8 protein-coding genes are annotated in these 13,104 nt (G+C 37.9%); 5 read left to right on the forward strand and 3 right to left on the reverse strand.

Translation table 11 applies throughout. The annotated features are described in order from the left end of the window. Window positions 1–7: 7 nt before the first annotated feature. Window positions 8–1,348, reverse strand: coding sequence for a L,D-transpeptidase family protein (locus tag SanaruYs_RS03095; RefSeq protein WP_160118570.1), 1,341 nt, complete (start codon window positions 1,346–1,348; stop codon window positions 8–10). Between the two features lie 160 nt (window positions 1,349–1,508). Then, on the reverse strand, window positions 1,509–3,902 hold the full coding sequence (ppsA, locus tag SanaruYs_RS03100) for a phosphoenolpyruvate synthase (RefSeq protein ID WP_127121039.1): 2,394 nt from the start codon (window positions 3,900–3,902) through the stop codon (window positions 1,509–1,511). 431 nt (window positions 3,903–4,333) lie between these two features. Between ppsA and SanaruYs_RS03105 the strand changes: the two genes are divergently transcribed. Together SanaruYs_RS03105 and SanaruYs_RS03110 are read left to right on the forward strand one after the other, a co-directional pair. Beyond that, window positions 4,334–5,707: a glycoside hydrolase family 130 protein gene (locus tag SanaruYs_RS03105; protein ID WP_127121040.1), complete on the forward strand. Its 1,374-nt coding sequence runs from the start codon at window positions 4,334–4,336 to the stop codon at window positions 5,705–5,707. After that, window positions 5,685–7,622, forward strand: coding sequence for a glycoside hydrolase family 130 protein (locus tag SanaruYs_RS03110; RefSeq protein WP_127121041.1), 1,938 nt, complete (start codon window positions 5,685–5,687; stop codon window positions 7,620–7,622). Before SanaruYs_RS03105 ends, SanaruYs_RS03110 begins: the two co-directional genes overlap by 23 nt. 104 nt (window positions 7,623–7,726) lie before the next feature. On the opposite strand, the gene SanaruYs_RS03115 is transcribed toward SanaruYs_RS03110, so the two are convergent. Beyond that, on the reverse strand, window positions 7,727–8,326 hold the full coding sequence (locus SanaruYs_RS03115) for a CDP-alcohol phosphatidyltransferase family protein (RefSeq protein ID WP_127121042.1): 600 nt from the start codon (window positions 8,324–8,326) through the stop codon (window positions 7,727–7,729). A 187-nt stretch (window positions 8,327–8,513) separates the two neighbouring features. On the opposite strand from SanaruYs_RS03115, the gene SanaruYs_RS03120 reads away from it, so the two are divergent. From SanaruYs_RS03120 to SanaruYs_RS03130, 3 genes are all read left to right on the forward strand, one after another. Then, on the forward strand, window positions 8,514–11,216 hold the full coding sequence (locus SanaruYs_RS03120) for a cation-translocating P-type ATPase (protein ID WP_127121043.1): 2,703 nt from the start codon (window positions 8,514–8,516) through the stop codon (window positions 11,214–11,216). A 177-nt stretch (window positions 11,217–11,393) separates the two neighbouring features. Further along, window positions 11,394–12,218: a universal stress protein gene (locus SanaruYs_RS03125; protein WP_127121044.1), complete on the forward strand. Its 825-nt coding sequence runs from the start codon at window positions 11,394–11,396 to the stop codon at window positions 12,216–12,218. After that, on the forward strand, window positions 12,215–13,090 hold the full coding sequence (locus tag SanaruYs_RS03130) for an ATP cone domain-containing protein (protein ID WP_246011821.1): 876 nt from the start codon (window positions 12,215–12,217) through the stop codon (window positions 13,088–13,090). Before SanaruYs_RS03125 ends, SanaruYs_RS03130 begins: the two co-directional genes overlap by 4 nt. Window positions 13,091–13,104 lie beyond the last annotated feature (14 nt).

Genomic DNA, 13,104 nt, shown 5'->3' on the forward strand with positions numbered 1-13,104 from the left:
ATAATTACTATAAATCAATATCGTTTACCCCAGCAAACAGCAGATCAAAAAGAACCTCATCTCTTGAATAAATATCCGGATATGAAAAAAAAGTATTGTTTTTAAACTCACAGGTGAAATACCTGATATGAATGGGGATAGGATATTTCAACCGTACCCATTTCTGCTGCTTATCTTTCAATATATTATCTACATACTTAGATTTCTTATCTGGCTTTCCGGTCATAAGGAAATGTGCTAGCTCTGTTGCCTTTTCCATGCGTATGCATCCATGACTTAAGGCTCTTGTCTTACTGTTAAACAATTTTTTGGCATTTGTGTCATGAAGAAAGACTGCGTAGGGGTTTTCAAAAATAAATTTAATAATGCCAAGCGCATTATCAGGTCCCTCCTTTTGCCGGAAAGTCACTGGAAAATAATTTTCATGAAAATTAGCCCATGGCACACTATCTATATTCAAAATTCTTCCTCGGTGATCAAGGATATCAAAATTATTGTTGGTTATAAAGTCCTTGTTATTTTTTACCAAGGGGAGGAATTCTTCAATGGCTATCTTTTTGGGAACATTCCAGTAAGGGTAAACACTAAAGTATTCGACTGTACTGCTTAATTCAGGTGTTTGATTTTCAACAGTGCCTACAATAACTTTTGATGTAAATAAAGCTGAGTCATTTTCAAGCACATAGAGGTAGTAAGATGGGATATTGATGAAAATAGAACGTTTCTTCATGTCTTGTTTTTCAGTGCGCCACCGCTCTAGATTTATGGCTATAAGCCTAAAGTTTCTTTGTAATGAAATTGAATCAGTAAACTGATAGCTTGTGGAATCTAACATGAGTTGCAAAGCTTTTTTCAGACCAACATATCCCCCATGCTCTGGCTCTTGCCCTTCTAAAGTCTTTTTTAAACCACTTCCTGATAAAACAGTATTGAGTAATTCTAAACTGGTTGAGTCTTCTTTCCATCCTTGTGAACCATTAACACCATACTTCAGATTTTGTGCCAGATCAATGAAAGCATCGGTTAACAATATATCTTTCCTTATCAAATCGGGCTTATGGTTAATTGAATTACTGTCTGCCAGTTCATGTAAATGATAACAACCTTGCGGGAATCCATAGTATTGAACCCTATGAATAAGCTGGATTAAGGAATCTGCTAAAAACGTTAATTTACCACCTTGTATCCATATCAGATTTCCGCCCTGACTTTGATAGTACTTAACAACTAATTTTTTTCTTTTTAATCCCTCAAATACGGCATTTGTTGTGTCCTGGCTGATCAACAAATCTTCTTTACCATCAATTTTAGGTAAATGCTTTTGAACACTGATTACCTGGTGATGCACGGTGTTTAAAGACTTTTCGCTCTTGCAACTGCACAAGCATATAGCCACAATAAAAATATTGATGTAAATAAATGAGGTCATTATAGAATGAATGCTCATAAAAAGAATAGAATTATTTTTAATTCACTATGATGTCTATCAGTATCGCAAATGACACGAATTACACTGTTTCCAGTTTTTCTTTAGCACTATGCTCAGCTGTGTAAATATTTTGTATGCCTGTAATTAGTGCATCAGGATTAAAGGAAATGGAGTCTATTCCACAGGAAACTAAAAAGCTGGCAAACTCAGGATAATCACTGGGCGCCTGGCCACATAAGCCAACACTGGTACCGTGCTGGTGTGCCACTTCAATAAGGGTTCTGATAAGCATTTTAACAGATTCGTCATTCTCATTAAACAAGTGGCTTACTATCGCAGAATCTCTGTCAAGTCCAAGGGTTAGCTGTGTAAGGTCGTTGGAACCAATAGAAAAACCATCAAACAATTGGGCAAATTTATTGGCCAGCAGAACGTTACTTGGTATCTCTGCCATTACATAAATTTGCAAGCCGTTTTCCTTACGCTTCAATTGGTTAGCGGCCATTACCGCCAGCACTTTATTTGCTTCTTCAATCGTTCGACAAAAAGGAATCATTATCTTGACATTTGTCAGCAGCATATCATCCCTGACTTTTTTAATAGCAGCGCATTCCAATCCAAATCCCGCTGCATAATTTTCGTGGTAATAACGGCTGGCGCCACGGAAGCCGAGCATGGGATTTTCTTCTTCGGGTTCGAAGAGCTTTCCTCCTAAAAGTTTTGCATATTCGTTTGTTTTAAAATCACTCATACGAACAATTACTTCTCGCGGGTAGAAAGCAGCAGCCACCAGTCCTATAGATTCCGCGAGTTTATCGATAAAAAATTGCTGCTTATCTATATAATGTCTCGTCAGTGCTTCGATTTGTTTTTTCTCTACATTATCCGGTAGTGTGTTATACTTAACAAGTGCCATTGGATGAATTTGGAGTGTGTTAGAGATAATAAACTCCATACGCAAAAGCCCTACACCCTGATTTGGATACGTGGCATATAACAAAGCTTTCTCAGGATCTGCCAGGATAAGCATCGCTTTTGTTTTTGTAACAAGCAGTTTGTCCAACGGTGTTTCTTTCTCTTGCCATTGAAGCTTGCCATTATACACTGCACCAACATCGCCAGTCGCACAAGAAACAGTTACTTCCTGCCCATCAGTAAGAATTTCAGTTGCTGACATTGTACCAACAACTGCAGGGATACCAAGCTCACGGGCAATGATCGATGCATGGCTGGTTCTTCCGCCTTTATTTGTCACAATGCAAACTGCTTTCTTCAAGAGTGCATTCCAGTCAGGGTTTGTAATATCGGCTACTATAATGTCTCCGTGATTTACTTTTCCACCATCGGCAAGTGATTTAATAATGCGCACCTTTCCGCTGACAATAGCGCGTCCAACGGCTTTGCCAGTCAGCAAAGGTTGCTCTTTGCTCATTAGTGAAAATTCTTTCAGAGTTATAGCCTTATGCTGCGAGTGTACAGTTTCTGGCCGGGCTTGTACAATAAACAGTTTATCAGAAGCACCATCTTTCGCCCATTCAATATCCATGGGCATTTTATAATGTCTTTCAATAGCCAGACACCATTTTCCTAATTTTTGAACTTCATCATCAGTTAAGATAAACTGATCACGCTCCAAGGGAGTCGTTTGAACCCATTTGGTATTTTTTGTCGCTGGTTCAGCATATATAAGCTTCTGCTCTTTACTTCCTAATTTTCGATAAACAATGGCTTGCTTATTATTTTCAAGGGCAGGCTTAAAAAGATAAAATTCATCAGTATTCACTGCTCCTTGCACCACACTTTCACCTAAGCCCCATGCACCTGTCAGGTAAATGAGATTTTCATTTCCATTTTCAGGTTCAATGGTAAAGATGACACCCGCACTGGCTTTGTCGGATCTTACCATTAATTGAACGCCTACTGAAAGCGCTACTTGCATATCTTTAAATCCATTATCTTGACGATATTTAATTGCGCGATCATTAAATAAGGAAGCATAACATTTTTGTACGGCTTCAATTACTTTTTCTGCACCGCTTACATTCAAGTAAGACTCATGCTGCCCTGCAAAGCTTGCCGTTGGCGAGTCTTCTGCAGTAGCGCTACTTCTAACCGCAACAGCATGAATAGGACCAGGCAGGGTCAGGCTTTCGTAGGCTTTAATAATAGCCTCGCGGATGTCTTCAGGAAATTTAGCATTCAGAACTAAACTCCGACACCTCTCTCCTATTAACGCTAAATTTTTTAAGGATTCACGCTCTAGTTTGTCAAGCTCATTTTGCAATAGATTTGTTAACAAATTCTCTTCCAAAAATTTTTTATAAGCATCCGTGGTAATTGCAAAACCATTTGGAACATGAACTCCAAAAGAGCTCAAATTGTTAATCATAACTCCTAAAGAAGCATTCTTACCTCCAACTTTTGAAACATCATCGGCTGATATGCTTTTGAAATTTTTTATGTATTGATTCATATTGCTCAGCAGTTACTTTAAATAGCGATAAATAAATCTATATAGAAAGTATGCATATTTGAATGACTGATATCATCAGCGATGCTGACTATTATCTTAAAAAATTAAAGTTTGATTACATAATTAGTAATTAAACTAGATCGGCTGATCTAAAGGCTTGGCAATAGCTATTCACGTAGAGAAATAGTATGCTATGATAATCCATAGCTCGCTTTTAAGAAACTAATCATCTGGGTGGATAATAAGCAAGAAGCTACCTTCAGATAAAAATCATTTACAGTAAAGAACAACCGTCATACTTGAAAGTAGCTCGTGTACTTAGTTTTGATAAAAGTTATTCAGGTCTTATTTATTTAGAATACTTTTTGATTATCAACTAAGACCACCACTTGTATTCTATTACATTTTTTACTTTAAGTATGTGAAAGAGGATGTTATTAGCTAAAAGAAAAGGTGCAATTCTAAGAAAAAGAAAAACGCGAAATGGCGACTTGATCGTAAATTATGATATACATCCATCGCACCCATCGGCTAAGCTACCTTCACTAAATTTTATTAAAGAAAAATCCATATCCAGATTTATAAGCAGAAAAATCTTCCAAGTAAGGACAATAAAAAATATTCGCTTAGGGAATAGTCTTGCCCATATTAAAATTGGTATTGAAAAATACCTTCATTCACCGTTCAATGATTTAGTTAGAAAACTGACAAAATGGAAATTAGCTGAAAGTCCTTCAGCAAATTCAGAAATAGTTTTTAGAAGAGCCATTGAAAATCCTATTCTTAGACCTAAGGTTAATAACCGCTGGGAATCTAATGCTGTTTTCAATGCAGCAACGGTCTATCTTGGTAATAAGGTGCATTTTATATACCGCGCCATAGGAGAATCAGGTCTTTCAGTCTTTGGATATGCATCTAGTAAAGACGGTCTCAGAATAGATAAGAGATCAGATGTGCCAGCCTTTATCTGTGAAAAATTATATCAACGTGGGATTAAAGATTATACGAGTACTAAGCCTAAAACCTATCCTTACGCGTCTGGAGGTAGCTGGTGGGGCAGTGAAGATCCACGCCTGACTGTAATTGACGATACAGTATATATGACTTACACCGCTTTTGATGGTTCTAATCCGCCTTGTGTTGCGCTCTCTAAAATTAGTGTAAGCAATTTTATCAAAAATAATTGGAACTGGACAAAGCCTATACTAATTTCTGAACCAGGTAAAATAAATAAGAATTGGGTAATCTTTCCCGAAAAAATTAAAGGCAAATTTGCTTTACTCCATAGCATCACGCCCAATGTTAGTATTGCTTATCGAAATAGTCTGGAGTTTGAACATGGTGATTATGTATCCAGCTATTACCAATCTAAAGGAAGAGAAGTTCACTGGGACAATTGGGTGAGAGGTGCAGGTCCACCCCCGATAAAAGTTGGAGAAAACTGGCTTCTACTTTACCACGCTATGGACAAGCATGATCCTGATCGGTATAAAATCGGTGGTATGATCCTGGATGGCAAAAACCCTGAGAAGATTTTATATCGATCCAATAAACCACTCCTTGAACCTGACATGTGGTATGAAAATAACGGTTATAAACGAGGTGTCGTTTATACATGTGGCACTGTGGTGATTAAGCATAAGCTATTTCTCTATTACGGTGCCTCTGACAGTTGCGTCTGTATGGCACGTGCAGATATTAATCACTTGATAAAAGGAATAATGAAAGGAAAATCTGTGCTGCTTCAAACGCCACGACAAAAATCATTAACAAAAACCTATCATGGTACAATTCCATCGCATTAATGAAAATCCAATAATTGCTCCAGACAAAAGCGTAGCTTGGGAGGCATCGGCTACTTTTAATCCCTCTGTGGTTAAAGTTGATAATTGCTTTCACCTACTATACCGTGCACAATCTTTACCGATGGAGCTTGAAGGTATAAATATGCCTATTTCGAGTATTGGATATGCCACCAGTGTAAATGGCATTGCTTTTAGTGATAGAAGACAAATCATTAAACCTGAATTTGATTGGGAGCGATATGGTTGTGAAGATCCCAGAATAACTTTTTGTAATGGAAAATATTACATTTTCTACACTGCGCTTTCTACTTATCCCTTTTCAGCTAATGGAATTCGTATCGGATTGGCCATAACAAAGGATTTTAAAACATTCGAAAAACATCCGGTTACTGGATTTAACTCCAAAGCCATGGCAATGTTCCCTGAAAAAATTAATAATAAATATGCTGCCATACTTACAGTGCATACTGATCTCCCTCCTGCTAAAATAGCCCTTGCGCTATTCGACCGAGAGGAAGACTTATGGAATGAGGCCTTTTGGATAAATTGGTATTCCAATCTTAACCAGCATATAATTTCGCTTCTCCGCGATTCTAATGACCATCTTGAAGTAGGTGCACAACCCATAAAGACAGATAAAGGTTGGTTGATGATCTTCTCGTATATAGAAAACTATTTTACTGATACAAAACATTTCAAAATTGAAGCAGCGTTGCTGGATATGGAAAATCCACTAAAGATTATAGGGAGAACTGAGGAACCGCTTCTGTTTCCTGAAAAAGAGTATGAGTTGCATGGTGAAGTGTCCAACATTACTTTTCCATCAGGCGCAGTGCTTGACAATAAAAATATATACCTCTACTACGGTGCAGCTGATACTTTTAGCTGTCTTGCTATTGGAGATGCCCAGACACTTATTGAAAAACTAAGCTTGAATGAACCCATTCAATTCAATGAAAGCAAATGGATCAGGCAGGGCTTTCACCGCTATCATCGCAATCCTATTATAAGTCCACGACCGGAATTTGAGTGGGAAGCCATGGCCACCTTTAATCCAGCAGTCATTTATGAAGATAATAAATTTCATATTGTTTATAGGGCCATGTCATTTGAGATGACTTCAGTTTTTGGCTACGCATCATCCAGCGATGGTGTTCATATTGATGAACGATTACCCAATCCAATCTATGAACCCACTGCCAATTTTGAGCGAAAACTAAGACCAGGGAATTCAGGCTGTGAAGATCCCCGTCTCACACTTATTGACAATGAATTATACATGTTTTACACGGCATTTGATGGGTACACACCGCGTGTAGCATTTACTTCTATAAGCATTGCCGATTTTATAAACAGACACTGGAACTGGAAAAGCCCAAAAGTTATTACTCCACCCAATATACCAGACAAAGATGCTTGCGTATTGAGTAAGAAAATAAAAGGTAAGTTCATGTTGTTTCATAGGATGAACGATTTTATCTGTTTAAACGCAGCGGATGATCTTAACTTTGAAGGCGATCGGTGGCTCAATGACAGTACCGCTATAATTAAGCCACGTAAATCTTATTGGGATAATTCTAAGTTTGGCATTGCAGGACCTCCCATTGAGATCAAACAAGGTTGGCTAATGTTGTATCACCGCGCGACCCTGCCGTCACCCAGTGTGTATAAAGTCGAAGCCGCTCTTTTAGATCTGCAAGATCCTTCTATCGTTCTGGCACAAACTGACGCCACATTACTTGAACCCGAAACTTGCTATGAAGAAAAAGGTATAGTGCCCAATGTAGTATTTCCTTGCGGAGCTGTCTTGCTAAATGGCATGATTCATTTGTATTACGGAGGCGGTGACAGAGTTGTCGCGGTTGCTCGAATGGAATTGAAAAATATCTTGAAAAGATTCGGGATTTGTGAATAAAATAAATTTACCTAATTAAATATTATCAATAATCGGGCATTATAAATTTTGCACTCAAGTTACTAACCATAATTTACCATATCAGGCTTCCCTGTTTACAGCCACTAATTCTTTGTTTGTGATGTTAACTTACTTAGATTCAATTCCCAATAAATACCCCTTACATTCGCTTTCCACTCCGGCAGCATAATGACCAAAATAATTTCTTCAATTAATTGAATAGCGGTCACTGTCACAGCCATCATAAATAGTAGATATGAGGGACCAAGACCAAAGAAAAATGAAATAAAAAACAAGCCCTGTGACACTGCGGCTACTTTTGCCATGTAGGTATGAAAACTAGTTACTTTCTTATAGGCTATCAGAGCTGCAACGGTCTGTATGCCAAAAAGAAAAAAGAGCCCAACAAAAAGCAACCACTCGCTATGAACAAATTCTGGACTTATGATCCATAATCCTAGAGTGGAAACCAAAATAGTTGCATCGTCCGCTACTGAGTCAAGCCTTGATCCGAATACACTGATCACATTAAATCTTCTCGCTAAGGGACCGTCAACTGCATCTGTAAAAAAACTAAGCGCTACTAACCATTTAAATGCCAACACCTCACCTGTATAAACCAGTAATAGTAAAAAGGGTGCAGAAACCAGACGATACATGGTAATACTATTAATAAGATAGTACGGGATATTACTATTTGTCATATGTCTAACAAAAATTTGAGTAGGAATACATTACTAAAATTATGAGCACATGAATCTGAAAGAATATTAATGAAATTAACTTTTACCATAATAATCGCGCATGATAATGATCACTTATCAAAATGATACATATCACCCATTAAAAAACTGACTCACCTTATTTTCAATCACTTAATTACTTGAAAATGTGGAAGATTTCTCTGTATTGCATATTGAAGAAGTGTTTCAAAAAGTGGCAGCTAAGGCATCAGGTCTCACCAGTGAAGAAGCTCGAGAAAGACTTATTGCCTTTGGCCCAAATGAATTGCCAAAAACAGAACAACATTCAATTTTCTATTATTTCTTCAAGCAATTTAAAAGTGTCCTGGTCATTGTTTTAGTGCTCGCTTCTATCTTGTCCTGGATTACAAATCACAAGACCGATGCCTACATTATTCTACTTGTCATTTTTGTTGATGCATTGATTGGTTTTATACAAGAATGGAAAGCTGAGCAGGCAGTCTCTGTTTTGCAAAAAATGCTTTTACCTCAGGCAAAAGTGATAAGAGATAATCAACAGCTTTTGGTTAAAGCATCTGAACTTGTCCCTGGTGACGTTATTATTCTTGAGGAAGGCGACCATGTTTCTGCTGATGCACGACTTATTGAATTAAAACACCTACGGGCTGTTGAATCTTCACTCACTGGTGAATCATTGCCAATCCTAAAAACAGTGGAAGCATTAAAGCCGGCTTCCTCAATTGGCGATCGAAAAAATATGGTGTGGAGAGGTACCTTTATTTCCGGTGGTTATGGTAAAGCGGTGGTCATTGGAACTGGGCTCAAAACAGCTATTGGCAGCATTGCCTCTTCTTTATCAGCCATTAAAGCTGAACCCTCACATTTTCAAAAAAAAATTAACAAACTGGCAACACAAATGGGACTTGCCTCAGTTGTGGCAGCAACCATTCTTTTTATCGTGGGTTATTTCACACTCGACATGCCTATAAACGATTTGTTCTTGCTTGCAGTGGCCGTAATGGTATCAATCATCCCGGAAGGTCTTCCCAGTATTATTGCCATAGTGCTTGCCATTGGTTCACGAAGAATGACCAAAAGAAATGCCATAGTAAGAGAATTTACTGCCACAGAAACCTTAGGTGCTGTAACAACCATTATTACTGATAAAACAGGTACGCTTACAGAAAATGCTTTGACAGTCAGAAGAATATTTTTGTATGGTCAGCCTGAAGTTGAAGTGTCAGGTGAAGGCTGGATACCTATTGGCTCGTTTCAACAAAGTGAAGCTATTATAGAGGCCTCAAACAATTCGGTCTTAAAAAAATTGTTACTCATTGCTGCCCTTTGCAATAACTCTTCAGTAAGGCACAAGCCTGCTGAAAATACTTATGAATTGGTTGGTGATCCCACCGAAGGCGCCTTGCATGTACTTTCCAAGAAAAGCGGAATTGATATAAATGTCATCACCATAAAAAAAATTGATGACTTACCCTTTGATTCAATTTTAAAGTTGAGGGCATCTGTTGTTAAAATTGGATCATCCAGAGAACTATTTGCCATTGGTGCACCTGAAAGAATATTGTCTAGATGCAAAAACGTACTGACGGAAAGTCGTATTGAACTGATAGACGATGTTATGCAAAATAAAATAAAACAAAAAATTAATTCATGGTCGCTGGACGCCATGAGGGTGCTTGGGCTTGCCTACAAAGAAACTTCCACATCAGAAATTCAGGAAGATGAACTAAAGCAATTCACCTTTGTAGGAATAGTTGGTATGATTGACCCTCCAAGAGAAGAGGTAAAAGAAGCAGTAAAACGATGCAAAGAAGCCGGCATACGCGTAATCATGGCTACTGGCGATCATATCAGCACAGCGGTTGCCATTGCCAGTGCTGTTGGTATCATCAATCATAAAGAAAAAGATGTCATGGCGCTGTCCGAAGAACAGTTAATGGTATTAGATGAAAAAGAGTTTGAGGAAGCCATCAAAAGCGTAAATGTATTTGCGAGACTTAACCCGGAAACAAAGCTTCATATTGCGAGTCGCCTGCAGAAAATGGGGGAATTGATCGCCATGACCGGAGATGGTGTTAACGATGCGCTAGCATTAAAGAAGGCCGATGTTGGAATAGCCATGGGTATAATGGGTACAGATGTTGCCAGGGCTTCTGCTAAAGTAGTATTGGCAGACGACAACTTTGCCAGTATTGTATCTGCCATTGAAGAAGGGCGAATAGTTTTTATGAACGCCAGGCAGGCTAGCTTTTACCTCATAACAACCAACTTTGCAGAGATTAGTACACTGATTGTTACCATCGCATTTGGATTGCCTATGCCACTCACCGCTATTCAAATTTTATGGCTTAATCTCGTTACCGATGGTATTGGTGACATGGCCTTGGCCGCGGAGCGGGGGCATGGGGAAGTGCTACAAGTAAAGCCATTAAAGAAAGATGAAAAAATAATTAACAGAAGCATATTACCTTTTTTGGGAATCAATGTGGGCATTATGACAGCTCTGGCAATTGCTGCTTATGTGTACTTTTTACCTTTTGGTGTTGAGCATGCGCGAAGTTCAGTATTCGTGGTCATGGCTTTCACGCAGCTATTTAACATGTATAACATGAGATCACTAAATAAGTCAATTTTAGAAATTGGAATTTTCTCAAACATTTATGTTACCATTACTATGGTCTCATCTGCAATTATGACTATATCAATTATAAACATTCCGTTTTTTCAAGAAATTTTTGGTTTTAAAACGATAAGCTACATTCACTTAATGATTCTTATACTGATGTCTTCTCTTGTATTATTTGGTGGTGAGGTGTATAAATATTTCAAATCCCATGTCTTATATAGTCATCAGTTAACACGCCTACCGTAGACTGAATTGTAAAACTCCAGCTGAAATTAGTAGGTAAATAAGGCTAAATAAAAGCATTACTGTAACTGAAAAATCCTTTTAGGAAGCCATAAGTTATAAAAGAGCATTGTCATATCATATTAAGACAACGATCATTACAGGTACTTTTATAATGAATTATTTTGCATAAAAAAGGAAATGAAAAATATTCTTGTGCCAAGCGATTTTTCAAAACCTGCTGAAGAAGCATACAAATTTGCCATCAGTATTGCAGGCCAAAGTAAGGGCTGCGTTCATGTATTGCATGTGATTGAGACTACATTTCTAAGAGGCACACCAACCTTAGCAAACTCGTATACCTTCAGTCTAAATTTTATTGAAGAGTTTGAAAAAGAAATAGATAAAAAATTTCAGTTTATGTTGGATCGGCTGACACCTTTTACAATTAATGTTAGATTTAAACATGTTATTAGCTCACTATCATATGAAATTGAAAACTATATAGCAGCCAACAAAATAGATTTAGTCATTATGGGCACACATAGTGCACAGAATATTACGGCCGGATCAAAAACAGAGAAAATTGTAAGGAGTTCTCCTGTGCCAGTGATAACATTACTGAAGGCTCCTGAGCGTATAACGAATATTGTCTTTCCAAGAGTGCCTGGCCAAGCAGATGATCATTTTGTTGCCAGTATTAAAAGAATGCAGCTTTTTTTTGATGCCAAAATTCATCTCCTTCATGTCAACACGCCCACTGACTTTAAAAATGACCCGGACGCTGAAAGCGAGCTGAATAAATTTGCCATCGCTAAGCAATTCCATAATTATACAATCAATCTTCGGTCTGACTTCAGTATTGAAAGCGGAATAAGCCAATTTGCAAAAGATATAAAGGCAGACATGATTGTTATGGGTACACATGGACGAACTGGGATTTCTCACTTTTTCATTGGTAGCACAACGGAAGAAATCGTTAATCATGAAGAAATACCGATCTGGACACAAGCCTTGAAAACATGAGTATGTACCCGAAGCCCTTGGATGTTGCTTCACTGGAAATAACTAAAGCCAACGGAGAAAAATCACTCTTTGATCCCTCGAAGCTTTTGAATTCAATGACCCGATCCGGGATTCAGCCCGATGAAGCTCAAAAGATCGTTGATACCATCAGTAAAGATCTATACCCTGGCATTTCAACCAAGCAGATATACAAAAGTGCTTACCAATTATTAAAAAATAAATCGAGGCATTTTGCAGCAAGATACAACCTGAAAAATTCAATAATGCAACTTGGGCCTTCAGGCTATCCCTTTGAAAAATTTATTGGAGCGCTCATGACTTATCAAGGTTATATTGTTCAGGTTGGCCAGATTATGACAGGTAAATGTGTGCCGCATGAGATTGATGTGATCGCCTCTAAAGGAAAGCAGCAAATTCTGATGGAGTGCAAATATCATAATCGTCCCGGTAGTATTTGTGACGTAAAAATTCCGCTTTATATTAATTCACGATTTCTTGATGTTCAAGATCAGCTACAGGTTAATCCTGGATATACTAAAATAAAGCATGAGGGCTGGGTTGTAACCAACACACGTTTCACAAACGATGCCATAAAGTATGGCAATTGCGCAGGGCTACAGTTACTGGGATGGAATTATCCTGTAAAGAAAGGTCTTAAGGACTTGATTGACAATTTTGGCTTATATCCGATCACAACATTAACCTCCCTTAGTTTACACGAGAAAAAATATTTACTTGATAAGGGTATTGTTTTATGTGTTGGATTACCAAATGCCAGGCATATACTAAAGGAATTACATATTAGCTCTCAACGATTAAAAGTCATTCTTGATGAATGTGATAAACTGTGTCAGCGCTTAGGTGGCTCTTAATCGTTTAATCATGA

It is taken from the genome of Chryseotalea sanaruensis, assembly GCF_003990915.1.
GTDB lineage: Bacteria > Bacteroidota > Bacteroidia > Cytophagales > Cyclobacteriaceae > Chryseotalea > Chryseotalea sanaruensis.